At 59.8% G+C, this 25,693-nt stretch carries 21 protein-coding genes; 1 reads left to right on the top strand and 20 read right to left on the bottom strand.

Features of this window, described 5'->3' with window-relative positions; genetic code table 11:
- Nucleotides 1–4: 4 nt before the first annotated feature.
- From HY011_07545 to HY011_07450, 20 genes are all read right to left on the bottom strand, one after another.
- A complete protein-coding gene (locus HY011_07545) occupies nt 5–841 on the bottom strand; it encodes a polysaccharide deacetylase family protein (protein MBI3422778.1) in 837 nt (278 codons plus the stop codon).
- Nucleotides 841–1,647, bottom strand: a complete 807-nt coding sequence (locus HY011_07540) for a class I SAM-dependent methyltransferase (protein MBI3422777.1) — start codon at nt 1,645–1,647, stop codon at nt 841–843. The genes HY011_07545 and HY011_07540 overlap by 1 nt, the downstream gene beginning before the upstream one ends.
- A gap of 77 nt (nt 1,648–1,724) precedes the next feature.
- Nucleotides 1,725–2,531, bottom strand: a complete 807-nt coding sequence (locus HY011_07535) for a hypothetical protein (GenBank protein MBI3422776.1) — start codon at nt 2,529–2,531, stop codon at nt 1,725–1,727.
- A gap of 16 nt (nt 2,532–2,547) precedes the next feature.
- Entirely contained in the window at nt 2,548–3,819 is a 1,272-nt protein-coding gene (locus HY011_07530) for a hypothetical protein (protein ID MBI3422775.1), read from the bottom strand.
- Nucleotides 3,816–5,054 carry a glycosyltransferase gene (locus HY011_07525; protein MBI3422774.1) on the bottom strand — a complete coding sequence of 413 codons (1,239 nt, stop codon included), beginning with the start codon at nt 5,052–5,054 and terminating at the stop codon, nt 3,816–3,818. The genes HY011_07530 and HY011_07525 overlap by 4 nt, the downstream gene beginning before the upstream one ends.
- 2 nt (nt 5,055–5,056) lie before the next feature.
- Complete coding sequence (locus tag HY011_07520; protein MBI3422773.1) at nt 5,057–5,737, bottom strand: class I SAM-dependent methyltransferase; 681 nt, start codon at nt 5,735–5,737, stop codon at nt 5,057–5,059.
- A 306-nt stretch (nt 5,738–6,043) separates the two neighbouring features.
- Nucleotides 6,044–8,011 carry an asparagine synthase (glutamine-hydrolyzing) gene (gene asnB / locus HY011_07515; GenBank protein ID MBI3422772.1) on the bottom strand — a complete coding sequence of 656 codons (1,968 nt, stop codon included), beginning with the start codon at nt 8,009–8,011 and terminating at the stop codon, nt 6,044–6,046.
- A gap of 111 nt (nt 8,012–8,122) precedes the next feature.
- Nucleotides 8,123–8,782, bottom strand: a complete 660-nt coding sequence (locus HY011_07510; GenBank protein ID MBI3422771.1) for a class I SAM-dependent methyltransferase — start codon at nt 8,780–8,782, stop codon at nt 8,123–8,125.
- 170 nt (nt 8,783–8,952) lie between these two features.
- Nucleotides 8,953–11,079 (bottom strand): alginate lyase family protein, encoded by a 2,127-nt coding sequence (locus HY011_07505; GenBank protein MBI3422770.1) that lies wholly within the window; start codon nt 11,077–11,079, stop codon nt 8,953–8,955.
- Complete coding sequence (locus HY011_07500) at nt 11,076–11,417, bottom strand: hypothetical protein (protein ID MBI3422769.1); 342 nt, start codon at nt 11,415–11,417, stop codon at nt 11,076–11,078. Before HY011_07500 ends, HY011_07505 begins: the two co-directional genes overlap by 4 nt.
- Before the next feature lie 83 nt (nt 11,418–11,500).
- Nucleotides 11,501–12,661 carry an acyltransferase gene (locus HY011_07495; GenBank protein MBI3422768.1) on the bottom strand — a complete coding sequence of 387 codons (1,161 nt, stop codon included), beginning with the start codon at nt 12,659–12,661 and terminating at the stop codon, nt 11,501–11,503.
- A 397-nt stretch (nt 12,662–13,058) separates the two neighbouring features.
- Nucleotides 13,059–14,192 carry a glycosyltransferase family 4 protein gene (locus HY011_07490; GenBank protein ID MBI3422767.1) on the bottom strand — a complete coding sequence of 378 codons (1,134 nt, stop codon included), beginning with the start codon at nt 14,190–14,192 and terminating at the stop codon, nt 13,059–13,061.
- A 281-nt stretch (nt 14,193–14,473) separates the two neighbouring features.
- Entirely contained in the window at nt 14,474–15,676 is a 1,203-nt protein-coding gene (locus HY011_07485; GenBank protein MBI3422766.1) for a glycosyltransferase, read from the bottom strand.
- Nucleotides 15,677–15,685: 9 nt separating this feature from the next.
- Nucleotides 15,686–17,635, bottom strand: coding sequence for an asparagine synthase (glutamine-hydrolyzing) (asnB, locus tag HY011_07480; protein ID MBI3422765.1), 1,950 nt, complete (start codon nt 17,633–17,635; stop codon nt 15,686–15,688).
- Between the two features lie 209 nt (nt 17,636–17,844).
- Entirely contained in the window at nt 17,845–19,041 is a 1,197-nt protein-coding gene (locus tag HY011_07475; protein ID MBI3422764.1) for a glycosyltransferase family 2 protein, read from the bottom strand.
- An 18-nt stretch (nt 19,042–19,059) separates the two neighbouring features.
- On the bottom strand, nt 19,060–20,691 hold the full coding sequence (locus HY011_07470) for an O-antigen ligase family protein (GenBank protein MBI3422763.1): 1,632 nt from the start codon (nt 20,689–20,691) through the stop codon (nt 19,060–19,062).
- 34 nt (nt 20,692–20,725) lie between these two features.
- Nucleotides 20,726–22,348, bottom strand: coding sequence for a lipopolysaccharide biosynthesis protein (locus HY011_07465; GenBank protein ID MBI3422762.1), 1,623 nt, complete (start codon nt 22,346–22,348; stop codon nt 20,726–20,728).
- Between the two features lie 8 nt (nt 22,349–22,356).
- Complete coding sequence (locus HY011_07460; protein MBI3422761.1) at nt 22,357–23,433, bottom strand: polysaccharide deacetylase family protein; 1,077 nt, start codon at nt 23,431–23,433, stop codon at nt 22,357–22,359.
- A gap of 193 nt (nt 23,434–23,626) precedes the next feature.
- Complete coding sequence (locus HY011_07455; GenBank protein MBI3422760.1) at nt 23,627–23,905, bottom strand: helix-turn-helix domain-containing protein; 279 nt, start codon at nt 23,903–23,905, stop codon at nt 23,627–23,629.
- A 526-nt stretch (nt 23,906–24,431) separates the two neighbouring features.
- Entirely contained in the window at nt 24,432–25,118 is a 687-nt protein-coding gene (locus tag HY011_07450; protein MBI3422759.1) for a polysaccharide export protein, read from the bottom strand.
- Nucleotides 25,119–25,263: 145 nt separating this feature from the next.
- On the opposite strand from HY011_07450, the gene HY011_07445 reads away from it, so the two are divergent.
- Nucleotides 25,264–25,677 carry a hypothetical protein gene (locus tag HY011_07445; protein MBI3422758.1) on the top strand — a complete coding sequence of 138 codons (414 nt, stop codon included), beginning with the start codon at nt 25,264–25,266 and terminating at the stop codon, nt 25,675–25,677.
- Nucleotides 25,678–25,693 lie beyond the last annotated feature (16 nt).

Below are 25,693 nucleotides of genomic sequence, written 5' to 3'. Positions count from 1 at the left end.
CTGATTACTGTGTCAGCGCGCGCGCTGCCCACGCCCGGCGAAAATTCAAATACGCCGTGCCACCCAAAGTTTTGACGGCCTTCTTCGCCTGCCACCACGCGGCTTGCCGCCAACGCGGCGCCCGCGCGCCCGCCGCCATTGCCGCCGCTGTTGCCGCCGGCGTGCCGGACTGAATGCCGTACCGCCCCAAGACCACGCAACCATCCACGGTATGACAACGCGCGGTCGGCTCCGAGGTGAACAGCACTTTGATGCCCGCCGCCGCCGCCGCCCGCGCCACCTCGCGTGAATACCACCCGCCGGGCACTGAGGCCACGCGGATCGGTTCGCCGATGATCGCTGACAATGCCTCGGTGCTCACCTGCCACTCGCGCAGCAATTCGTCCCAACCGCAGCGCGCCATCCGCAAGGGATGCGTTTCAGAATGCGAGCCGATCACGTGGCCGCGCGCATGTAATTCCCGAATCTGTGTGGGGCTCAAAAACGCCGCCGTGCCGGTGACGCCCGTCGTGACGAAAAAATGCCCGCGCCAGCCGCGCGCTTCCAGGCGCCCGGCGATCTCGGTGTAGCTGCTCACGCCCCCGTCATCAAAAGTCAGCAGCCAGGATGGGCATTGTCGAGGTGACGGCAAATCCGTTTTGTTACCCCTCACCAACGCGGGCGCAGCGCCGGTCGCTGCTGCCAGCGCCGCCAGATGTTCGTCGAATTGTGCGGGCGTTAGCTTGTACAACGCCGCGTCGGGCCAATCGAACCCGCTGGCGGTGTGCGCTTCCGCCGCAACCACATCGTGATACATCAACGTAAAGGTGCGGTGTTTATTGCTTAGCTGCATTTCGATCATCACGCCAGCTTGCGCACTTCGCTGGCTGCCGCCCAGGCCAGCGACGTCTCTGGCACGCGGAAAATTTCGATCTCGCGCGCCAGCGAATCCAGGTAATCAGTCAAGGGTTTGAAATCGCCCTTGCCGCCGTAATCGTGCCAAAAAACCAGACCGCGCTCAGCCATCATCACGGCCATCTTGCGCGTGTCGCTTTCGACGTAGCGCCGCGCATGCGCCCCATCAATAAACCCCAACTCCACCGTCCCGCGATGCGGCGCGGGGTCGAATTGCAACGAATCGCCAAACACCTGCTGGCAACGTTCGGTCAAACCCAACTCGCGCACGTAATGCGCCAGCGCGCGTTGGCGCACCAGCGTTACGTCTGAGTCAAGATAGCTGGCTAACTCCGCGTCACCGAGCGCGACTTGCGGCGGCAGGTCCAGCGTCCATACCTCGGTTTCCGCCGGGGTGTTCAGAATGAACAAACTGGTGGTGTGGCCGCGATACGTGCCGATTTCAAACACCTTGCGCGGGCGTAACACCTGCGCCATGGTCGCCAAATACACCTGCTCATTGAGTTGCGTGCCACCGCCCGTTTCCAGCGTGGCGGGAAAAACGACCCGCGTCTCAGGTGAGCGACTCGCCCAACCTTGCTGATAAACGAACCGCAGAGGATCGCGGCCCGTCAACCCACGTCCGCTCAACTCGTCAAATAGCCGCACGCTGCGGGATAGATACACGCGCGCACGTTCACGGTCACGCAGCGCTAAGCGGAGACCCTGGAAATTTACACCGTCCAGTGCGGCAAAAAGGGATGCCATTGCCATATAGTTACTCAGGGAAAAAGACCGTTACCGCTTGGCCTGTCGTTGGTTATCAATGGTTGCTGCGGAGAAATCCGCGACTAGAAAATCCGGCGCAATTGCGCCTTCAGCGGCGCGGGCACCTGCAAGCCGGAGCTTTTGACTACGCCTTTGATGCGTTTGACCCACTGCCGCAGACGATCCGATTGGGCGTGCCGCGCCTCAAACGCCGCCACTTGTTCAGCCGTCAACACGCCGCTTGACGGCAGCGCCAATTCTTCTTTCACCCCGCGATAGCTCCCGCGCGCAAAGGCCGCCAATACGTCGTCGCGTCTGTTGCTGACCGCTTCGACCTCGTTGAACAGCCCGCGATACTGCCGCCGCCAGTGCAAGTCCACGCCGAAAAACGCGCGTATCTGCGGCTGCCGCTGCTGCAAGCGTTCGAGCAAACGAAAGGTGCCGATGCGCGGCGCATAGCGGCTGTCGTATTTCGAATTCCACGTCTCGATGCCGTCCGGTAATTCGGTGAAAGATTCGATCCACGGAAAGAATTCGTCTTTCGGATGCGCGATCACGGCGAGGCCCTGGTGCCGCCGGATGTGCCGGATGACTTCTTGCGGGTCTTGCGTCGTCGCCAGCGCGGGCGCGCCATAACCCAGCACGTGCATGCGCTGCTCGCATTCAAATTCCAGCCCCGCGATGAATTGGAAGCGCTCATCCGAACGCGCCGCGCATTCGGCCACGTATTCTTTGAGCTTCGCGGCGTCAAAGGCTTCGGCGTGGTCGCTCATGCAGACAAAGCCGCAACCGGCGGCCAGCAAGACCACACGCAATTCGGCCAATGTGAATTCGCCGTCGGAGTAGGTGCTGTGCGTGTGAATGACGCCTTTGAACATCTTTGCTTTCAAACCCTAATTTCAAATCTCAAATTTCAGATTGCGAGCCAAACGCAGACGCTGGCAAACCGTTCGTCCGGGATGCCTGCGCGGCGCGCGTTTTGCGCCGCTGCGCAGGCACTTTGCGCAACGCAAAATCCAACCAATCGCCTAGCTCCGGCCACGGATCGCGCCACATGAAATTGTCGTGATACGTGCCTGGCACGGGCGTCAGAAAATCCAACAAGGTGCGCCCGCGTTTGGGGAATTCACCGGCAAAGCCCGCCGGTGCGCCGCGCCAGACTTCCAGCATGTGCCGCACATCGCCCAACAGCCAGCGGCAACGCACACCCGCGCGCGCGGGCGGCAACAGGTCGCAATCGCCGCGCGCATCCAACTGCGCCAGCAACGCCGGGAAATCCGCGCCCGCGTAAACCGCCAGTGGCAGCGAATTCCAGAACCGCCCGTTGACTTCCAGAAAGACCAGCGAACCGTCGGGCCGCCGCCGGAATTCGACCATCGCCACGCCGTGCCAACGCAACGCTCGCAAGATTGCCAGACCGGCGTCGCGTAACGCTGCGTCGGGTTCGAGGCTCTCACGCACGGCGCTGCCCGAACCGGTCGGGCGCACGTCGCGGATGCGGCGGTGCGCGAACTCCGCGCGCAATTCGCCTTCGCGCAGCAACGCGAAATAGCCACAACCTATGCCTGCGATGAATTCTTGCGCCAGCACGACGCTGCAACGCTGGCGCAACTCGGCATAAGCCGCCGCAAACTCCGCCGCGTTGCGCGCATAGACCGGCGCGCCCGTCGCGCGCACTTGGCCGTTGCAGGAAACTTCTTCGGACGATTGCGGCTTGAGCACCGCCGGAAAGGTGATGGCCCGCGCGGCCTCATGCAAGGAAACGTCATCACGAATCGTCCACGTGCGCGGGGTTTCGATGCCCAGTTGCGCAGCCAGTTGCGTGGTTTGCTCTTTGTCAAAGGCGCGCAGCACTGTCGCGTGCGGCGGCAGCACCAGCTTGCCGCCCGCTGCCAGAATGCGTTCGCGCGCGGCGGACAGCGGCAGCGTCGTGCGCTCGGTCATCGGCAGCACCAATGCGCCGGGCCTGCGTTGCACTTGTTCCGCAACGCACGCGACGAAATCCGCCGCGCTCTGTTGCGGCGCGGGATAAACAAAACTCTCGGCGAAGTCGCGCGACCAGCCCGCTTTTGACCACGACGTAGCCGCGCCGACGGCGACACGATGCCCGGCGCGCGCCAGCGAACGCACGCTGGCGACGGCCTGATTTTCGTTGCCATCGAGCACTAAAACATTCATGCGTTCACCGGGACTGCTGTGGGTGCGGCTTGCGTTGCCGTGCCAGCTTGCCGCATCGCCAGCGCCAGCACTTCTTCAAACCGATCCACGATCAGCGGCCAATCGAATTTCGCCGCTTGGGCCGCCGCCGCCTGTTCCAGTTGTTGGCGCAAGGCCGCGTCTTGCAACAGCGCAATCGTGCTTTGCGCAAAGCTGGCGGGATCATCGGCCAGCAAAATGTCCTGGCCGTGATTGACGTCCAGCCCTTCGGCGCCGATGGTGGTCGAGACCGTCGCCTTGCCCAGCGCCATTGCTTCGTAAATTTTCAGCCGCGTGCCGCCGCCGATTCTGAGCGGCACCACAAAGACCGCCGCTGCGCGCAGATGTTCGAGCACCGAAGGCACGGTGCCTGTGACTTCGACAGCTGCTGCTGCGAGCCGTTGGATGCGTGCATGCGGGTTGCGCCCGACAACGCGGAAACGCGCGTTGGGTACGGACTGTTTGACCTGCGGCCAGATTTCGCGGTGGAAATACTCGACGCCGTCAATGTTCGCTTCCCAATCCATCGAACCCAGGAACATCACTAACGGTTCAGCCGCGCTGTCGCTCGCCGCCGCCGCGCGATACTGCGCCAAATCCACGCCGGTGGGCACGACGCTCAGGCGCGCGGCCTCCGTCATCGGTTTCATGAGGTCGCGGTCGGCATCCGATACGGCGATGACGTGGGTGAACTGGCCGACGGCACGCGCTTCGTAGCGCGTCATCTTGGCGGCTTCGATTTTGAAGGCGAGGCGTTTGAGCAAATTGGGTTCGTGCTTGGCCTGGCGCTGCCAGAGAATGGATTCGACGTTGTGCTGAAAGAGCACGGTCGGCGTGGCCGCATGCGCCGGAAAGTTCAACGTCGCGCTCAGGAAATCGCACACCGCTACGTCGTAACGTTGTTCTTGCAAACAAACCGTGACGATGCGTCTGACTTCACGGTCGGTGAATTTGCTGACGGCATAGGGCGCGGGCGAAGGCAAACGGCGCAGATAATCCAGCGCGTTGCCCTCGGCGGCGCCGGTGTGAACGGCGCGCGTGCCGGGCAATTCCGCTTGAATCGCCTGCTCATACGCCATGTCACGCGGCCCGCCGTAATATGACAGCAGCGTCAGTTCGTGGCGCGCGGCCAGATGTTTCAGGATGTTGTACGACCGGATTTTGCCGCCCGTGTCCACGGGCAGGAGCTTACCGGCTTTGACCCAGAGAATGCGCATAATCAACTCTTCTTCACACCCACATACATTAGATGCGGGCTGCCCAACCAACTCTCCCAGCCCCGTTCGCGCAACAGCAGCCGGAAGAGCAGGTTTAACCCAAGCTGTACTTTCCAGCTCAGCCGCAAGAGCGCGAAACGCGCGCCGCGCGGCGCTTTGGTGTCGAACAACTGAAAGCTGAACGTGCCGAAGTAGCCGCAAAACTGCGGTTGCAACGGCAGCGGCGCGAACAAAGCCGCGAACGCAGCCTGCTCCATAATCTTCAAGTTGTGCTTGTCCAGCAGTTCCGCGTCGAAAAAGCGGCACAGCGGATAATTGATGCCGGTCAGCCGCGGAATGGTGACCACCAGTCGCCCGCCCGCTTTGAGCAGTGTCAGATGCCGTTCAAGCACTACCGTCACGTCATCGAAATGCTCGATGAAACCGCGCGAGACGACAATGTCGAAACGCTCGCGGTAGCGCGTCTGAAACTCCGGCGCGAAAAAATCTGCCTGAATGACGCGGTCGTCCGCGATGCCAGCTTGCGCGAAGTTCGCGCGGTTGATCGCTACGCCCACCTCGGCATATTCGACGCCGTAAACGTCATAGCCGAATTTCCGCCGCAGTCTCACCAGGTTTTCACCCGGCGCGCTGCCGACTTCCAAGACCTGCAAACCCGCTTGTGGCGGCAAATGGGTTTTCAAAAGAACATCCAATTCCAGATAGTGCCGATAATCGCGCAAGTATTCGCCAAAACGCGCTTTGAACCAGCGTTTGGCCGCACTCTTTACCCCCCCCCATATTGATCTGCGCTTGATTGTTGGCGTAGACCCGATTCCAAAAACCCTTTTCAGTCAGCTTCTGCATCGAACTCACCTTCCGGGGGGAAGTGGTACCATTTGAAGTACAGCAGACTGCCAGTCTGCTGTACTTGCGCTAAAGAACAAACTGGCAATCGAGTTCTTACATCGCCAGTTCCCAGCAGGCTGGCAGCCTGCTGTACCTCCAACTCAAAGAGCTACCGCGCGCGCCATTGCAGGCGTTGCTGTGTTTTCTGCAAGCGCCTCGCCGTCGAAAAAGCGCCGCTGCCACAATTCAAAATTCAGCAACGCCCACAACCGTTCGGCGTGGTTTTCGCCCGCCTGTTGCCGCGCCGCCAATTCGCGCACGTAATCGGCATTGAAAAAACCGCGTCCGAGCGCGCGTTCGCCCAGCACGTATTCGTCCACGACGTGTTTGAATGGGCCACGGAACCACGCGCCCAGCGGCACGGGGAAGCCCATTTTCTTGCGCGTCAGAATCTCAGCGGGCAAGACGCCTTGCATGGCCTGCCGCAAAATATATTTCGTCGTCGTGCCGCGCAGCTTCATTTCCACCGGCAAGTGCGTGGCGAATTCAATCAGCCGGTGATCCAGGAAAGGCACGCGGCTCTCAATTGAGGCGGCCATGCTCATCTGATCCTGTTTCATCAGCAGTTCGTGCAGGTACGATTGCATGTCCGCCGCCAGCAATTGATCCAGCAAATTGTCGGCGTCGCTCTCAGCGGCATACGCCACCATCGTGCGGTATGGGTCGGTGTCGGTCAGCCGCGCGCGCGTTTCCGCCGTGAACAAACGCTGTTGCAACGGCGGCGCAAAGACCGCGAAATTGTCGAAGTAAATGTCGCGCAGGCTCGCGGGCAGACACAGAAACGTGCGTTGCAAAATTTGCCGCGCGCGCGTCGCGCCGTCCAGCCGTTCGATGCCGCCTTTGATGGCGTGCCGCGCGAAGCCGGGCAGCAGGCGTTCGTATACGCCGCCCAATTGCAGGTTGTAGCGCGTGACGCGGTATTTGTTGTAACCCGCCAGCAATTCGTCGGCACCTTCGCCGGTCAGCACGACCTTGACGTGTTCGCGCGCCAGCCGCGAGACGAAATAGAGCGGCACACTGGACGGATGCGCCAGCGGTTCGTCTTCCTGATAGATCAGCGTGGGCAGCGCCGCGAAAAACTCTGTGGGGCTGACGACGATTTCGTGATGGTCGGTGTTGTAGGCTTGCGCGACGGTGCGCGCGAAATCCAATTCGTTCGCCTCGCGCTCGGCGAAAGCAACCGAGAAGGTCTTGATGCGATCTTTGACCAAGCCGCTCATGACCGCCGCAATCGCGCTCGAATCAATGCCACCCGACAGGAACATGCCCAGCGGCACATCGGCCATCAGGTGCGAGGCGACGCAATCGCGGAAGAGTGCGCGGAATTGCTCTATGTAGTCGGCTTCGCTGAGTCGTTGCGCGGGCTTGCTGAAACTCAGCGACCAGTAGTGGCTAAGCTCGACTTGGCCGTCCTGCCACACCAGCGTATGCCCAGGCAGCAGTCGTTTGACGCCTTTGAACAACGTCTCTTCGCCCGAGGTATAACGGTTGGCGAATTGGTCGCTCAGCGCGTTGTAGTTCAACTCCGGTTTGAGCGCGCGTCCGGCGAGCAGCGCTTTGATTTCCGAGGCGAAGTGCAGCGTGCCGTCTTCGGTCAGCAGGTAATACAGCGGCTTGATGCCGACGCGGTCGCGCGTCAGCACCAGGCGGCGTTGCGGCGCGTCCCAGATGGCATAGGCGAACATGCCGCGCAATTGTTCAACGCCTGCCAGGCCGAACTCTTCGTACAGATGCACGATGGTTTCGGTGTCGCTCGACGTGCGATAGACGTGGCCTTGGCTTTCCAACTGTGCGCGCAATTCGGCGTGGTTATAAATCTCGCCGTTAAAGGCGATCCAAACCGTGCCGTCCTCACCACCCGCACAGCCTTGATTAGACAACGGCTGATGTCCGCCGCCCAAATCCACGATGGAGAGCCGCCGCTGGCCCAGCCCGACCGAACCGTTCAGCCACAACCCGGCATCGTCCGGCCCGCGATGCACCAGCGCATCCCGCATCCGGGTCAAGCTGTCGGCATTAACGCGCCGATTGAGTTGTCGCGGAATCGCCGTTCCGCAAATGCCACACATAAAAAACCAATAGTCAGTAGTCAGTAGTCAGTAGTCAGTAGTCAGTAGTCAGTAGTCAGTAGTCAGTAGTCAGTAGCAATGGGCCGTTTCTTGCTGACTACTGACTACTGACTACCGACTACTTTGTCTTACCGCTTTGACGACAAAAAACTGTTCGTTCAATTCCGTTTCGACACGCGTTAAGCCGGCCGCTTGCAGGGCGCGTGTGATGCCGCGTTCGCTCTGAAACGATTCGCAGCGCGCGCGGTTGAGCGGGAAGCGCACCTGTTTGCCAAAGCAATGCAGGAGCAGCCCGTTCACGAGCGTGTAGCTCTGGTAAATGACGCTTTTCAAATGGCCGTGGCGCAAGGCGCTCCACAGCCATTTCCGCACCAGCGCCAGCGGGTGCAGCGTGAACCAGACGTGCCCGCCCGGTTTCAAGACGCGCGCGATTTCGTCCAGCGCCGTCGGGATGTGCATATACGGGATCGCCACGCGCGAGATCACGACATCAAAGGTTTGCGCGGCGAACGGCAAGGCTTCGCCGCCCGCGCGCACGAAATGAATTTCACCACTCAGTTGCCGGCCATAGCGCAGCGCCTCTTCATCAACATCAGCCCCGCAAGCGAAAACTTCCGGCGGCAATTCACAGGCGATGAGCGTCTGTCCCGCGCCGCAACCGAGATCGAGGATGCTGCCGAACGCGGCGGGCAGCGCGGGCATCACACGGCGCGGGTCATCCTTCGCTTTGGCAATCGCCAGTTCGGCCCGATGGTATTCGAGTGTGCTCATCGTCGTCCCATTCCACGAAATCGAAACAACCGAATTTGGAGCCGTGGTTGAAAAATGCAAGCGTGGCGCGGCAAGCGTTTAGAGTTCCGCCTTTAGGCGGTCAGCGCGCCGCAGGCGCGTCAATTGGGCACTACGCGAGGCGGAACTCTAAACGCTTGCCGCGCCGGTGCTCAATGAATGCGCGTCGGCCACTCCCGCACGAACTCTTCAGCCTGCTTGTCAGCCAGCGGCACGAGCAATGTCTCAACCGTCAACCCGCCGCGCCCCACGGTGCTGATGGTGACCGTCGGCGCGGCCTCGCGTTGGCCGTAACAGCGCGAGACCCAGCCCTCCGTTACGGCAAAGTGCAATTCGTTGTCGCCCGTCACGCGCGCCGCCAGCCACAACTCTTGCCCCGTCGCCGCCACGACCCGCACCAGGTTGCCGTCAAGTCGCGTGCGGCAACCGGCGGCAAAATGAAAATGCCATTGATACTGGTGCGCGCCTTGCGCTTCCAGCCGGTCAGTCATCAGCAGATACAACGGCGCGCCGGCCTCCGCCGGATGCAACAGCCACGCGCGTTGCTGCCGCACCGGGTCAGCCAGCCGCGTGTAACCGTCCTGCTGGCCCGCAAAAAAAAGACCTTCGTCACTTGCGCGGAACTCGCGCGGCAAACAGCGCGCCGTCTGTGCCCAGGTGAACGCGGTTTGGGGCGTGGATTGCGACAGACCATCCACACTCACTGTATTGTGGTTTTGCGAGCAACGTATTTCATTGCGTTGCTGCAAATCGCCGGTGTAACTGAACGTGCCCGGGTCAACCAACCAGGTCGCGCCGCCCGCCGCAAATTCAAAGGACAAAGCGTCGCTGTGAGCGTGGCCGCCATTCGACACGCCGTGCGGGCCGCAATCAATGAACAGATAACTCGCATCAGGCGTCCAACCGTCGCGCATGACGTAAGCGCCGCTGTCGGCGAATGCTTTGTGCCGCGCTGTCGGCGCGTGCGCGGCCAATTCATCAAAGGTTCGCAAGCCATCTGCGCCCAGCAACCACAGTGTTTCAACGGCGGCTTCACCCGCGACGAATTTCCAGTCTGGACGTTGCAAGAGCGCCGCCCCGGTCGCCAGCGTGTCGCGGAAATCGTCGGCGCGCCGCGTGCTCAGCATCACTGTGCGTCCACCGTCATCGTCGCCGTAAAACGGCGACGTACCGTCGGGCCGCGTGAGCCACAGCAGATGCTCGTGCAAGCCAATCAGCTTCTCTTCGACCAATGGCGGCAACGCCGTGTCACTCGCCCGGCTCAGCAACAGCAGATGCGTATAAAAATCCGCCGTGTAGCGGTGGTAATACGACGCCTGCTCGAAATAAACGCCATCGCGCCGCACGTGCACCGGCAACTGTTCCAGCAGGATGCGCAAACCCAATTGCCGCCAATGCTCGGCCCGGCACAATTCCGGCAAGGCCACGCCCAGATAAAACAAGCCCAGCGCTTCGCCGGTCAGATGCGTATTCGGGCTGAAATAAAGCGACAGGTACGTTTCGATGTGGCGTCCTTGTGCGAGCAGTGATTTCAACACGCGCGTGGTGAATTCCGGCGTCAAGGCTTTGGCGTCCGCAAAGAGATGCAAGGCCCACAGCCAGGCGATGACGCGGAAGGACAATTCCAAACTGCTGGCCCAATTGATGCCGCGTTTGGGCGGATTGGCGTCGAGCCAGGCGGTGGTGAGCGCGACGAACTGCTCGGCGTATTTTTCATCCCCAGTCAGCCAATAGGCCTGGCCTAGCGTGATGAAAAACTGGCAGCGATTGAGTTCCCAGGTGAATTTCTTGTCGCCCGCGACCGCCGGGTTCAGAAAATCAATGGCGCTCCAATGCGCAAGCGGCGTGGCTTTGCCAGAGCTTGGTTCCAAGCGCCAGTTCACCGGTTCGCCAAAGCTCAGCCCTGCGTGCTCCCCGCAGCATGCAAAGATGTCGAAGCGGTTTGCCAGCACGCGGTCAGCCCGGGCCAGCAGTTGTTCGCACTCAGCTGCAAAGCGTGTTTGCAGCGTTTGCACGACCGTCGTTCGTTGAGAAAGAGCAGGGAAGAAGCGCGGCCTTTGTTGCAAGCGTTTCAGCAAGTCGGCTGCTGCTGCCTGTGCCGTATTGACGGGCCTGGCGTCTGCTGGCGCTTGCCATTCGCGCAGGAACTCGCTGTCGGTCAACTCGCGCGTGCCGCGTCCAAGATAGCGTTCGCTGAGCTTAGCCAGTTCCTGTGCGCTGCGCGTCCGCCATTCGTGCGGACTCATGCCGCGCAGTTTGTCGAGTTTGCTGCGTTTCACCGTTTCGACTTCACCACAAAACTATGACGGCTCAGCGCCTCTGAAAGCGTGGCGCGGCGCTCGTTGGTTGCCAGTTTGTGCAACGCGGGCAAAAAGCTCTCGGTCGGCGGTTCGTCGCGCGTTTCCTGGACGGGCAGCGCGTTGAGCCGCAACACCTGCACCGCGCGCGTCGAGGGCGAGTGCGGATCGAACGGCAAAATCAACGCGCGTTCGGGCATGGTTTCTGGCGGTGCTGACGGGGCCAGCCGCTGTTCCAATTTGTGATGCAAGTTGTTCACGAGCGCTAGCGCACGCGCGCGCGAATCATCCAGCCAGCGGGCCATCAATTCATTGTTCATGGTCTGTGATCTCCAGCGACAAATAGCGCGCTCACCGGTGGCAAGCGCAGCGCCAATGTGGGCGAGGACGAGCACCCGCCAATTCAAACCAGATACCTTTTCAACCGTAACGCCGGGCCTTCCAAAAAACGTTGCGACAGCCAGGCCAGTCCAAACGAAAGCAACAGAATCGTCGCCGCCCGCGCCAGCACACTGCCCAAGCTGCCCAACCGCGCCACCAGCACCGCCGCGTAAGGGGCCGTCAAATGGTAATAAGCATCGCCTACCGCCAGATGGATCAGGTACAAGCAATAACTCAGCTTGCCGCTGACCGACGCGAACGAACTGCGCAAGACGTCAGTAACCCAAGTGCCGCGCAAAGCAAAAGCCGTGACGATGAATGCGCCGAACAGCAGATTCATCTGCGTATAACGCAGCGCCACGCCCGCGACCGACTTGCTCAAGATGCCGTAAGGCAAGCCCGCGAGGGTGACCACGACCGCCAAACCAATCATTGACGCCGCCAACCCCAGCGAAGTGCGGCGCGCCGCGTAATCCGACCGCAGCCAAATTGCCAACAAGCTGCCCAATGCCAGACCGTCAAAGCGGAAGAACGAGTATTGATAAACCTCCATATCAATGCTCATTCCACGTTGCACGCCCCAGGCGCGCAGCAACGGCGAAACGACCAGCAGCAGGCAGCCCAGCACCGCCAGCGCGCGCCGGGGCAGCAGCGAAACCACCAGCGGCCAGAGCAGGTAAAAATGCTCTTCGACGCACAGCGACCAGAACACGCCCGGCCCGTGCGGCGTCGCAATGCCAAAGCCCGAGGCGAAATTCGCCAGGAACGGCAGGCTCAACAAAAAGTAGCTGCCATAGCCGGTATAAAACAGGCTCATCACCGCGATGCACGCCAGATACAGCGGCAGGATGCGCAGCACCCGGCGGCCATAAAAATTGCGGTAATAATGTGGCTTGCCTTTGGCATCGAGCAGGATGCCTGTGATCAGCAAACCCGATAGCACGAAAAACAAATCCACCCCGAGCCAGCCGCGATTGATGATTTCGTACAGCGGACGGGGGATGGCGTCCAGCGCGCCCGCCGGATTCGGATAGGCGAGAAAAATATGTGTCAGCAACACCAGCCAGATGGCCAGGGCGCGCACGCCGTCAAATTCGGGGACGTGCTCTTGACTCAACACCTGTGCGGCGGTGCGTGCTTTGACACGTCCGGGTAAGGGCAGTTGACCTTCGTATGCGACCACCTCAAGACTCCTTTTGAATCGCTTGAGGGGGGATGTTCAAGCCGGAAATACGGGCCGCGCGTACTGCCGGTGCGCGACACTGCAATGTTTTCAAAAATGTTTTCAAAGACCAAGCCCGTTTTGGCGCGCGATGGCGCATTAGGCCAGACCGCCGCCGCTGTCGGGATTGTGTTGGTTGACAGGCAAATACTGCTTGGGCCTGATGCGGAAAGGACATGAATTCCTCGTGCTCAGGCTGGAGTTGCCCTGGTTACTTCTCACCCTTCCTTCCTGCATTCCAGCGTTCTATCTATCAAGTTTACCCAAAAGCACGCAGCGCTTTTGGGTCTTCACATAAAGGTTCAAAGCGCGACGTTTCGAACGCCAGCGCTACGAAAGCGCGCCGGCGTTACCGGGTTTAGCTCCGCTGCGGCAATGTCGCGCGGCTGGCGCGGCGCGGCGCGTTTTGCGCCTGCATCAAATCCATATACAGCTTTAACCACTGCCCGCGCACGCTTTCCCAGGTGCATTGTTGAACAAGAGCGTGCGCCTGCTGTCTCAACTGCTGCGCCAATGTCGCATCTTCCAGCAAACGCATGGCCTCACGCGCCAGCCCCGCATGATCGCCGCACGGCACCAGCAACGCGCTCACTTCGTGTTTGACCAAATAGGGGATACCACCTGCCTCGGTGCTGACGACCGGTAACCCGCTGGCGCAGGCTTCCAGAATTGTCGCGGGCATGTTGTCAATGTCGTTGCCGATCAGACAGACATCATGTTCGTCATAAAGTTGCGGCATCTGTTCAAACGGCACGATGCCGCGAAAGGCGACCTGGCGTACTGCCAAAGTCCGCGCCAACTGCTCCAACGCGGCGCGCTGGCTGCCATCGCCCGCAATCGTCAGGCTGGCGTTGGGGTAACGTTGCTGAATTTGTTGAAACGCGCGCAGCACCAAACCGACGTTGTAAAGCGGTTCAAGCAGGCGGCAACAGAGAAACTTCGGTTGCAATGGCGCGCGCGCGCGAAACCGGAAGCGGTCGAGTTCGACGATGTTGAAAATAGACTCTGCCTGCAAGCCGAAGCGGGCGAAGACGTCCACGAGGTAGCTGGATGGCGCCACAATGCGGTCGGCCAAGCGCATGATCGGCTTGGTCGTCAGCGGCCAGTGTTGCAGATGGTCTTCGGCCTCGCCGCTGCGATAATTCAGGATGACCCGTTTGCCATAAAGCTTGCCGATCAGGATGGCCGGCGCGACTGCAAGCAGATAGGAAAAGTAAGACGCTGAAAAGATGTGGACGATGTCGTAACGCCACAGTTGCGTCAGCAGCAACCACCAATAATAAGACGTCGTTACGACCGTGCGGACGAATTTGAGTCGTTGCAACTTGCGCCAGGGGGCGGGCAAACGCGGATTGTGCGGGATGAAACCGAGGGCGAGCGTCCGTTCGTGTTGGAAAGCGGCGAGCAAACGCGCAGCCTGCCGCGACTGGCCGCCGGTGATTTCCAGCGAAGGCGCGACCAGGCAGACACGAATTGTTTCGACTTGGGACATCGCTTCACTCATTCAAGGGATGACTTGCCAATGCGTAGGGCAAAGTAAGCCCTGTGTCTGGTGCCTGTGCTTCTAGTGGGGAAAGCGCGGCAAACGTTACAGCGGGGGGATGGCTTTGCAATTGCGGTTATGGGAATCAGTTGACGCTGTGACAGTACCGCGCGCGTGAGCAAGCGGCCCGTCAAACTTACCCCTTGGCTGAACTGCCAACGGGCCGCTTGCTCACGCGCGCGGTACTGTCCCGCTGCGCGGTTTTTCCCATATACCGAAGTAAAACCGATCTAGTTTGCCGTGTGCGGATTACCACACACTTCGTCATAGAGCTGTTCAGTCGCCGCGACCATACGTTGCATGCTGAATTGATCCAGCACGAAGGCCTGGCCATGCGCGGCGCGTTGGGCGCGGCCTGCTTCATCGGCGAGCGCCTGCAATATCTTTTCGGCCAAATGCGCGGCATCCGCCGCAGGCGCGAGATAGCCGGTTTCGCCGTCGGTAATCATTTCCAAGACGCCGCCCACCGCCGTGGCGACGACGGGGACGCCTGCTGCCATTGCTTCCATCACGGTGTTGGGCAGCCCTTCGTGCAGCGAGGCCAGCACCGCGAGATCAAAGGCCTGGGCCAGTTGCGCGGCGTTGGAGCGCTGTCCGAGGAAATGCACGTTGGCGCTGATGCCCAATGCGGCGGCTTGCGCCTGCAACGCCACCTGTAATTCGCCTTTGCCAATGAGCAGGAAATGCGCGTGGGGGAACTGGCGCACGACGGTGGCCGCCGCCTGCAACAAATAACGATGCCCTTTGACCGGGCGTAAATTGGCGACATTGCCGATCAGCAACACGTCTGCCGGAAGCTGCAATTCAGCCAATAACGCCGCCCGCACTGCATTCCGCGCGGCGGGTTCAGCCTGATAGATCAACCCGTTGCGGATGACGATGAGTTTGTCCGCGCGGGCCGTGCCGGTTTCGAGTACGTGTTTGCGAATCAACTCAGCGTTGACGACGACGCGATGGGCCAGACGGTTGATGACGCGGCGGCCTGCGGCGTGCACCCAGCGATCTGACAGGCGCAGGTGGCGCTGGCAGGCGATGATTTTTACGCCGGTGAATTGCGCCGCCAGCGTGCCCAGCCAGCCCGCGTAAAAATCGTGCGCGTGCAAAATGTCAATTTGTTCCTCCAACAGCCAGGCACGCAGTCGCCGCATCTGGCGCAGCGCCTGGGCGTTGTAAAGGCTGTTGAGCGGAAATTCGAGCAGGCGCGGATAGCGGGTCGCCACTTCGTCATAAAGCGGCCCTTGGCGTTGCAGCGCCGCCAGCCGCACGTCAAAACGTGTTTGATCCAACCGCTTGAGCAACTCGATGTCCTGCCGTTCGGTGCCGCCCAACTCAAAACTGTTGAGCAGATGCAGCACGCGGAGCCGCCGCCGTGTGCTGGCGGCAGCTTGCGTCAGGCTCGGTTCCACGACAGTTTTGTTCAACAACGCTTCCATGCTTGATCTTTAGGCGGCGGGCGCGATGGGCGTGAGTTGGCTCAAGCTCAGCGTTTTGGCGCCTTCAAAACTCATTTCGGGTTGCTGGTCAATAAAGGCCCGGTGCCAGAGTTCCAGCGTTAAAAGCCCCCAGAGCTTATGCGCATGATCGCGGCGACCGATCTGATGTTCATTGACCAGCGCCCGCACCGCGTTTGGATTCAATAACCCGCGCTCGCGCGTGCGCTGATCGCTCAGCGTGTCATTCAGCATGTCTTTCAATTCGCGTTTGAACCACTGGCGAATGGGCACGCTGAAGCCTTTCTTCTGGCGCTGAATGATTTCATCCGGCACCAGTCCCGTGACCGCGCGCTTGAGGATGTGCTTGGTTTCCATGCCACGCAATTTCAGCGAGCCGGGAATCGTTTGCACATACTCGATCAGTTTGTGATCCAGCAGCGGCGCGCGCGTTTCAATCGAATGCGCCATGCTCATGCGGTCCACTTTGGCCAGAATATCGCCGGGCAAATAGGTTTTACTGTCCAGGTAAATCAGATGATCTATGCGTTCGAGCGAACTCGGCACGTTGAACAACTGCCGGAACTCGGCGGTCGAATCGTGATGCCGCAACAGGCGCGCGGTCGTGTCAGACAGCAGGCGCCGTTTGGCCCGTTCGTCAAAGAACGCCAGGCTGTCTACATAACGTGCCGCCGCATCGAGCGCGATGTTGCGCAGATAGTTTTTGCCGGGCGTAAAGCGCGGCAGTGAGTGGCTCAACGGCAACATCAGACCGCGCCGTGCCGCACTGGGGATGCGTTCAAACACTTCGCGCCGTTTGTGGACGGCGTAGCGGCCATAGCCGGCAAACACTTCGTCGCCGCCATCGCCGGAAAGCACCACCGTGACGTGTTCGCGCGCCATCTTTGACACGACGTAGGTGGGGATGCTCGAAACATCCGCAAAAGGTTCATCGTGATGCCAGACAATCTCTTCGACCAGATGGCAAACATCGGGGGTGACCACGAATTCGTGATGCTCGGTGTTGAATCGTTTCGCCGTCAACCGGGCGAATTCCAATTCATCAAAACTCGCTTCGGAAAAGCCGATGGAGAAGGTCTTGACCGGCTGCTCCATCAAGCCCGCCATCGTGCCCACGATGGTGCTGGAATCAATGCCGCCGGAGAGAAACGCGCCGAGCGGCACCTCGCTCATCAAACGGATGCGCACGGCCTCGTCAATTTCGTGCCGCAACTCTTCGATATAGGTGCGCTCGTCTTTGTGGTGTGCGCCGTCGCCGTTGTAGTTGAAATCCCAATAACAGCGCGTGCTGACCTGCCCATTTTTGAACGTCAGCGTGTGGCCCGGCAGCAATTTGTGAATGCCGCGAAAGGCCGTCTGAGAACCCGGCACATAGCCGAACGAGAGGAAATCAGAGAGCGCCTCGAGATTGGCCGCGCGCTGGATGGAGGGATGCTGCAAGAGCGATTTGATTTCCGAGCCAAAGATCAGCGCGTCGCCCTGGTGGGCGTAATGCATGGGCTTCTTGCCCAGCCGGTCACGGGCCAGCAGCAGCTTGTGTTCGCGCGCGTCCCAGATGGCAAAGCCGAACATCCCGCGCAGTTTTTCAACACAGCGGTCGCCCAACTCTTCGTATAGATGCACGATGGTTTCGGTGTCGCTGTTGGTGCGGAACTGGTGGCCGCGTTGCAGCAAACCCGCGCGCAACTCGGCGTAGTTATAGATTTCGCCGTTAAAGACGAGCCACACGGAACCGTCTTCATTCGAGATCGGTTGATGACCTGTCGCCAGGTCAATGATTGAAAGCCGCCGCATCCCGATCGCCACACCACCGCTGACATAAAACCCCTCGTCATCCGGACCCCGATGGGCGATTACGTCGCACATGTGTTGGATGACGTCGCGTCTTTCAATCGCAGTCAGAGCCGCTTGAGGCTCAAAAAAACCTGCGATTCCACACATAATTCCTCAAATACCTGGGGCGTGTCTCATGTCTGCCAGGATTCCAGAGAGTCATTGATTGACGCGCGGCTGACCTTACAGATGTGGGGTCAATCTCTGAAACAGCCGCTGCGCCTGATTGGTAGTTCAGCCGGGGAATGGTTCCCCCGTCTGCTACGTAATTGGATTACTTCAGAGAACTCAAACGTCGAACCGAACTGCAAACAGGCTCAAGCCGTTTGCCCGGCCTTGGCTTCCGCCGGCAATTTATTGTCGCGCACCGACTGCCAGACCACGCGGGATTCGCCGCGCATGTATTTGATGAAGGCGCGGACAATCGCCGCATTCGCCAGCACGAAATAATATGGCAGTGAGAACGAACCTAAGCGCAGGCCCAGCTTGTCACCGAGCCAGCCGAGCGCGGCCAGCAGGTAACAGGCGAGTTGCGCGAAGAAAGCAACGCTATAGGCCAGATGCACGTGCACCAGCAGCGCGTTCGCCAGCAGCGCAGCCAGCAAAAACGCCGGCACCAGATAACGCAGCACTTTGTGCGAGATCATCTGGAAGGCATACATCCCTTGCTTTTGCAGGCTGAGCACTTCGCTGTAACGCTGCAAGGCGCTGAACGTTTGCTGAATCACCCGCACGCGCATGCGGAATTCGTCTTGGCCCTTCTTATTCGTATCTTCTGTCGAGATCGCTTCCGGCTCGTACACTGTGCGCAAGCCTTGCAGGCGAATCTCAGTGGCGATGACGAAATCATCAATCATGTCGTTCGCCAGCTTTTGATGACAACTGCGGCGCACGGCATAGAGGCAGCCGCTGACGCCGATTAGCGAACACACCACGCTTTCGCACTGTTTGATCAGCTTCTCGTAGCCCCAATAGGACTTGCAGCCATCGCCCACGACCGTGGATGTGCGGTCTTCATAAATCAACTGTCCCGCGACGCACCCAACCGTCGGGTCGGCAAAGGGACGCACGATCTTGCGCACCACATCGGGGCGGTACATCGTCGTCGCGTCCGAAAAAAGCAGGATTTCGCCGTTGGTGATTTTGACTGCCGAGTTCTGGGCGATGGTTTTGCCGTAATGCTGTTCCTGCCGGTACAGCTTGACGCCCCGCGCGGCGTAGCTTTTGACGATCTCGTCGGTGCGGTCTGACGAGCAATCCGACGCGACCACGATTTCGAACTTCTCTTTGGGATAATCTAGCGCCAGCGCGTTTTCGAGTTTGGCCGCAATGTCGGACTCTTCGTTATGCGCGGCGATCACCATCGAAACGCGCGGAAAGATGTTGACGCGCTTGACCGGTAAGGCGTACACGCGGCTCAACACAAACATCAACACTGGGTAACCAATGTAGGTATAAAGCAGCAACGCCAAGGCGCCGCAGAAAATAATTTGCGCAAGTAATACGACTGTCATTGTGCGAACTCCTGCTGCCTAGCCGTTCGTGGACGGGGGTGGCAACTGTCTATGGGTAGCCGGAGTCGGGGGTTGAACAGCAACAGGCGAAACCGCGAGTCGGGGGGCCGGAACGCTCGCGGCTTGTTCCGTTTCCCCGTCTTGCTGGTTGGTTGTCGCGCTGTCTGGTTGTCTCACTGTCGGTTGAAAAAGACGTCCGAGCGGACGTGCTTTCCATAAAGTGCCCTTGTCTTCCTCGCCGACATGGAAATCGGCGAGATGCGCGGGCGCGTCAATTTGGGTGCGAATCGCCTGTTCCCGCTCGTAAATGCGCCGCAATCCGACGGCATAAGCGATGGGGAAGTAGACGAACCACATATACTGGATCGAGGCGAAAAAGCTGTTGACGTAATACGCCACCAACGCCGCCTGCAAGGCCACGCTCAATAAATAGTTTTCAAAATCCTGCGGGTCGCGCGCGCCCACGGTTTCAGCCTCGATCTTCCACAGCGCCTTGAGCGGCTTAAAAATCAGCACCAGATACGCCAGCAAACCGAGCACCCCCAAATCGGTGGCAATCTCCAAGTAGGAGTTGTGAGCACGCCGACCGCGAATGCCCATCACATAAAAGGTGCCCATGCCGATGCCGAAAACGGGATGACGCAGGAAAATCACGACGCCGCGTTTCAAGTTGTCGCGGCGTTCCTGCGCCGAGCCGGTCGAATCGGCGTCGGGCTTGATGATCGTCCAGAGCCGGTCGCCGAATCCGCCCGGCGTCGCCAACAACAACACCCCGCCCAACATGGCTCCCGCGACCCAGGGGATGGCGCGGTGACGTTTGCGGAACTTCCAGAGCAGCACGCCCACCACCGCCGCCAGCGCCAGAAAGCCGCCGCGCGAAAAGGTCACAATCGTGGCGCCCAGAAAGAGCACGATGCAAAGCGCGTAAAGCAGCTTGGCGTAACTGCGGCTCACGATCAGCAAGACCACCGCCAGCGGCAGCAACATCCCGAAGGTCGTCGCCAGATCGTTCGGATTGCCAAACATTCCGCCCACCGAAGCCACCATGCGGTTGATCATTTTGGGATCGTTGAACTCGCCGGCGCGGTAGCGTTGAATCGAATCAAAGGCGATCCAGGCCCCGCTCAGCACCGTCACCCGCATCATCCAGTAAATGCGCGCGCGCGAATACAAGGTGCCGATCAGGATGCCGAAGATCAGAAACACCCGCAGGTAGTTCTCGTTCCATTCCTTCCACGTGACGGCTTTATCAATCGAAAGCGGGTAAAACAAAATCGCCAGCGCCAGAATCACAAAGGCCATCTGCAACTCTTTCGTCCACAGAAAGAGCCGCTCGCCGCCCAGCGCGCGCGCGGCAAAAAAGGCCACCGGGGCCGCCGTGGCAAAGAGCATCGGAAGCTGAATCGGGTAGGCCGCAAAGAGGTGCGGAAACAGCTCCTGCGGGCGCACGTACAAAACCAGCGTAAAGAGCCAGGCGAAGACAAAAGCCAGGCGGTAGCTGTTCTGTTTGAGATCGAAGTGCAGCAGCTTTTCGCGCACTAGCGCGCCGCCAAAATCACTTTCATTCGCGCGCCAAGTCAGCCCGCTCGGCGGCGGCGCGTCCTGAAAGAGCGTTGCCGTTTTTTTCGGTTTGAAGAAAGCTCCAGCCATTGTTCTTTCACCACCCTGCCGCGGCCCTTGCCGCCTACGCCGCCGCTGACCAGCGCAATCGCGCCCATGCACCTTCGAACTTACGTAACAAACCGCGCAGCCATTCTTTCTCTTTGTCCGACACCGCGCCGACCAGAAACGCCAGCGGCAGATACGCCAGCCCGAAGACCACGCCGCCCGCCAGAAACGTGACCAGCGGATGCCCGCCGGGCAGCAACGGTTTTGCGAGTTGGGTCAAGCCCGCCGCCAGGGCCGCTGCCGCCGCAATGCGCAACAGCGGCGTCGCGTAATGCCAATCGTGTCGCGTCATGCCGATGCGTTGCGCCAACCGCCGCGTCGTCAGCGTGACATCAATGCCACGCGCGATCACCACGGCCAGCATGACGCCCACCAGCCCGGCCAAGCGCACGCCCGCGTAAAGCAGCGCGGCGGTGAACGGCATCAGGCACAAGTAAAGCTTCATGCGGTAAAACTTCAGGTCTTCAAACGCGCGCATCACCGCTCCGGTCAGATTCATCAAAAGCAGCGTATTCAACAGCGCAATGGCAAAGATCGGGACTGCCGCCGCGAGCTTGTCGGTGTATAAGCCGACGATTAATTCGCGCCGCAGCACAAACATCAGCGCGCAGGCGGGCATAAAACAAAACGCCAGCGTGCGAATCGCGCCCAACCAGGTCTCGGCGATACGCCGGTACGCACCCGCGCTTTCCAGGCGCGCGATTTCCGGAATCATGATCGTGTCGGTGGCGTCCAGCAGCACCAGCAGCAGCGGCAATTGAAAACAGCCTGTCGAATAGATCGCATAGGCCGCCGCGTCGAAATAGTGCATCACGTAATAGTTATGCAGGTCGTACTGCCAACTAAAAGCAAACGCGCCCAAGCCAAAGGGCAGGGCATTGGCGAGTTGTGCGCGCAATAACGCGCCATCCAACGGCCACCAAAAACGCCCCAAGCGCCGATACAGATAAACAAAGAACACCAGGCAATGCACCGCTCCGAAAAGCAGCGCCGCCGTGATCATCGTGCGAATGTCGCCTTGCCAAACAGCAGCCGAAATCAGCAGCACCGTTTTGGCCAGTTGCAGCAGCACCGTGATCAGCGAGGCGCGCCGCACATCGTTGTCGGCGATCATCACGCTCTCAAACGCCGAAGCGATCAGCCAGAGCATGATCGCCAAGCCCAACAGCGGTACGATGGGCACCAGCCCGTCGCCTTTGAACGCCTGCGTGACCCAGGCCGGATGCCAGGCGAACCAGAGCGCCACGGCCGCGCCCAACAAGGCATAAAACAGCACGGCATTCATCGCCACCTGGGCTTTCTTGTCCGGATAGCGCGGGATGAAGTAGTAAATGCCGCCACTGACTTGCAAGCCCAACAACCCCAGCGCCGTTTGCAAAATCTGAAACGCCTGTTTGTAAAGACCGAATTCCGCCGTGCTGAGTTTGCGCACCAGGATGAAGGGCAGCAGAAACGAGAGTACCAGCGAAACCAAGCGCGCTGCCGAAAGCCAGAGAGTGCGTTGGGCAAAACTGGGGCTGTTGCTGGCGTGCTCGCCCGATTGCTGAAGCCGCGGCGCAGGGGTTGGCAGGGACAACGCAGCGTCATTCAACAAGTTATTTTCAAGCGCCGCCGCCTGCTGCTCGGTGATCTGACTCATAGCTGGCCCTACACCTGCCGGACTTGATGCGCCAATTCTTTAGAAACCGCCGCCAAAGCTGCCGCTGGCAATGTCTGGGCCGTGGGGGCTGTATCGGCGCCTGCCAGGCTGCGCCGCCATTGTTCAAATCCGCTGGTGCTTTGCACGAAGTGCGCCAGATCGGGTTGGGGGCAAATGCGGCGCAACGCCAAGAGCGGCGTAAGATTGGTATTCATCCCCGGCACGTTGGTAACGGCGCAACTATACCCGGCGGTGGCCGTCGCGCGTTGGACGCGCGCATCATTGCGGCCATTGGGATAGCAGAACAGCGGCACCTGGCGGCCCAGCATCTCTTCTAGGCGCGCTTTGGATGCGGCCAATTCATATTGCAGCACTTCATCATCCGTGACGTTGGGCAGAATCGGATGCGTCACGGTATGCGAGCCGACTTCGATGCCCTCGGCATCCATCTCTCGTATTTGCGCCCAGGTCAGCCCGCCGAATTCATGCGGGGGCAAGGGCGGCACCAGTACGTCCAAAGTGGCGGCGATGCGTTTGATCGTTTCTTCCTTTTGGTCGTTCGGCAGCGTTTTCAGGGCTGCATTGATTTTATCGGCGGCCCGCAACCGCGACAGATGATCGGTGAGGGCGAAGCGCTGCGTGCGGCTTTTTAAGACCGCCACGACCTCGCTAGCCGGTGTGCGCTCCGTCAGGAAGCGTAATTTGTCTGTCCACAGCCAGGTCTTGTGATCAATGAAATCCGTCGCGACGTAAAGCGTCGCGGGGGCGCGGTATTTCAAGAGTAGCGGAAAGGCCACTTCGTAAAAATCGCGGTACCCGTCATCAATTGTGATCGCGGCGGTGGCGGGCGGCAGGGTGCGGCCCGTCGCCAGACAGTCGGCAATGTCCGACAGCGGCAACAGCCGGTAATGCTGGGTCAAGTATTCCAGGTGCTCCGCAAAAGCCTGCGCCGAGGTTTTGTTTGGCTCCTCCTGTTCGCTGAACCGGTGGTAGGTCAGGATCAGCACTTTAGTCCGGTTCGCCAGCCGAAACGGAGCAAAGGCGCCAGTCACCCGCATCAGATTGAGCACGGTTTGTTTCAGCATACGTTCTTTACATCCCAAACGCGCGAAAGTTGAAAGGGGCTCTGCGGCCGGCAGCAATAACTCAGCAGAAGCGCAGACAGCCCCCTTTAACAGTGGCTTGGCGTTGCCAACATTACGTTGGTATACGCTGGTTGGACGCCGTGGAGCCTTGCCGTAGAGCCTTGCCCTGGAGCATTGATTGATGCGGCAAAGTTCAATTTGCGCGGTTGTCGTCTGGCGTCAGTTCCTTGCCGTAGGCTTGCAAGACCAGGTCGTGTAAATCCGGGCGTTCAATCAGTGCCAGAATCTTTTGGGGCGGCACCGCAAGGCCGACCGAGAGCCGCAAGACGCTTTCCAGACTCAAATTGGTAATGACGGAGTTTTGAATCTTGGAGAGCAAGCCCTGATCAAAGCGATACAACCGGCAAAATTCCGATTGCCGCACGCCCATCTGCGCCAGCCGCTCGCGGACGAGCGCGGCCAGTTGGGTCATTTCATTGTTCTTTTTGGGCGGCACCCGCCAGAGGGTACCGTTAGGAGCTGGCCCGTGTGTGCCATGCGCATTTGACAGCGTCATTTGCGGCGCCACCGGCAGCGGACGGAAGCCGGTTGTTGCCACACCCGTGACAGCGGTTGAATTTGTTAGTGGAGCGTTCTGTTCCTCTGCAACACCTTCCCAAGCACCTCGCTCACTCATCCCCGTATTCAGGAGGAGTTCGGAGTTTTTCATTGTTAACTTAGCCTCTATGGATTTTCGGATCTAGGTATACGCACAAGTTACCTTTTGTTTTAGTTAGCCAACGGCACCGCTGGCCGCCTTCAGTCAGACGGGTGATTGCTTGTTATTCTGTTAATTGGTTGTGCAACAACCCCCTGGTTTATCTTTGCGCCATCCAGCGGTCCGGTCAGGGGAGTGAGGGATTCGTGGCTTGCGTGGCAGCCGGAACCGTAAAGAGAGCTTTACTACCGGTGATGCGCGCGGGCGCACCACCCACGCACATCCGAGCGGAATTTGGTTTTCAGCGCGTCAGGGCGACAAAGGCGAGGAACTGAGTAAACCCTGTCAGCGCCGTCACGTATTCCAATTTCTTCAAAAAATTGCCGTGCACGATGACCGTGTCACCCGGTTGCAACGGCAGGTTTTCTTCCGCATCAGCCTTGCCGGCCAGCAGCTTTTTCACGTCCACGTTTAAGGTTTGGTATTTGCCGGTTTGACTTTGCCGTATCAACGAAACATTGCTGCGGCTGCCGGTACGCGCAAAGCCGCCCGATTGCGTGATGGCGTCCAACACCGTCATCGGGCCGACCATCGGCAAAATGCCGGGGTGGCCGACTTCGCCGAGCACGCCGATTTTGGCGCTCCTGGCTTCCAGCAATTGCACGCTCACTTCGGGTTGTTTGATATAGCGCAGCAAATCCTGTTTGAGTTTCCTGGTCAATTGTTCAACGGTCAGCCCGCCCACGACGACATCGCCGAGCAGCGGATGAAAGACGCGTCCATCGGGCGAAATCTTGGCCCGGTCAATCGAATAATCCGGCTCCAGGCGCACCCGCACTGCAATCTCGTCGGCGGGGCCGAGCCGGTAGGTACGGCGGAAATTCTCATACATCAATTCAAAAACTTGCGGATCATCCGGCACTTGCACAGTGGGCGCGGCCTCTTTGGTTTTAGTCTGATTGCTTTTCCCGGTTTTGTCGTCATTCACATCAGTGCTAACGGGATTGGCGGATGATCGAGCCGGGCGTTGGTTGCGTGTGGCAGGTGCGGATGCTCCCCCCCAGGACCTCCGCACCTGCGACGCTGAAGCCGCCGGTTCATTCCCAAGAACAACTGCCTGCGGCTCCAAACTCGTGCCCAAACTCATAAAAGACGTTGTAGCAGGCGCGGGCGCTCCCCCCCAGGACTCCCGCGCCTGCAACGCTGAAGCCGCCGGCACGGTTACCGGTGACCCCAAACTCGTTGAAGACGTTGTGACAGGCGCGGACGCTCCCCCCCAGGACCTCCGCGCCTGCAACGCTGAAGCGGCGGGCGCGTTTGCCCACAGCTTCAAACTCGAACTCAAAACTTCAGTGAGCGAAACGGCAGGTGCAGACGTTCCCCCCCAGGACATCTGCACCTGCGCCGCTGAAGCCACAGATAGCGATTGTGGCTCCGAACTCAAACTTTGGGCGGCGGTCGAACGCTGTGCCGCCTGTAGGGGCGCACCAGCCGTCATCACCGCCAGCACCGCCGCGCAACTGATTTGCGCCGCAAACTTGTTATAGAAATTGCTGTTCATAC

This window comes from Acidobacteriota bacterium, from assembly GCA_016196035.1.
GTDB lineage: Bacteria > Acidobacteriota > Blastocatellia > RBC074 > RBC074 > JACPYM01.
The sequence above is the reverse complement of the archived record's forward strand: the minus strand, read 5'-3'. Positions and strand labels throughout refer to the sequence as shown.

Bases quoted from the DNA above. Each gene is read 5' to 3' on its own strand.
- HY011_07475 (MBI3422764.1), bottom strand. From the start codon at position 19,041: ATGACAGTCGTATTACTTGCGCAAATTATTTTCTGCGGCGCCTTGGCG.
- HY011_07485 (MBI3422766.1), bottom strand. From the start codon at position 15,676: ATGGAAGCGTTGTTGAACAAAACTGTCGTGGAACCGAGCCTGACGCAA.
- HY011_07540 (MBI3422777.1), bottom strand. From the start codon at position 1,647: ATGGCAATGGCATCCCTTTTTGCCGCACTGGACGGTGTAAATTTCCAG.
- asnB (MBI3422765.1), bottom strand. From the start codon at position 17,635: ATGTGTGGAATCGCAGGTTTTTTTGAGCCTCAAGCGGCTCTGACTGCG.
- HY011_07465 (MBI3422762.1), bottom strand. From the start codon at position 22,348: ATGAGTCAGATCACCGAGCAGCAGGCGGCGGCGCTTGAAAATAACTTG.
- HY011_07460 (MBI3422761.1), bottom strand. From the start codon at position 23,433: ATGCTGAAACAAACCGTGCTCAATCTGATGCGGGTGACTGGCGCCTTT.
- HY011_07530 (MBI3422775.1), bottom strand. From the start codon at position 3,819: ATGAATGTTTTAGTGCTCGATGGCAACGAAAATCAGGCCGTCGCCAGC.
- HY011_07545 (MBI3422778.1), bottom strand. From the start codon at position 841: ATGATCGAAATGCAGCTAAGCAATAAACACCGCACCTTTACGTTGATG.
- HY011_07490 (MBI3422767.1), bottom strand. From the start codon at position 14,192: ATGTCCCAAGTCGAAACAATTCGTGTCTGCCTGGTCGCGCCTTCGCTG.
- HY011_07525 (MBI3422774.1), bottom strand. From the start codon at position 5,054: ATGCGCATTCTCTGGGTCAAAGCCGGTAAGCTCCTGCCCGTGGACACG.
- HY011_07510 (MBI3422771.1), bottom strand. From the start codon at position 8,782: ATGAGCACACTCGAATACCATCGGGCCGAACTGGCGATTGCCAAAGCG.
- HY011_07470 (MBI3422763.1), bottom strand. From the start codon at position 20,691: ATGGCTGGAGCTTTCTTCAAACCGAAAAAAACGGCAACGCTCTTTCAG.
- asnB (MBI3422772.1), bottom strand. From the start codon at position 8,011: ATGTGTGGCATTTGCGGAACGGCGATTCCGCGACAACTCAATCGGCGC.
- HY011_07500 (MBI3422769.1), bottom strand. From the start codon at position 11,417: ATGAACAATGAATTGATGGCCCGCTGGCTGGATGATTCGCGCGCGCGT.
- HY011_07455 (MBI3422760.1), bottom strand. From the start codon at position 23,905: ATGACCCAACTGGCCGCGCTCGTCCGCGAGCGGCTGGCGCAGATGGGC.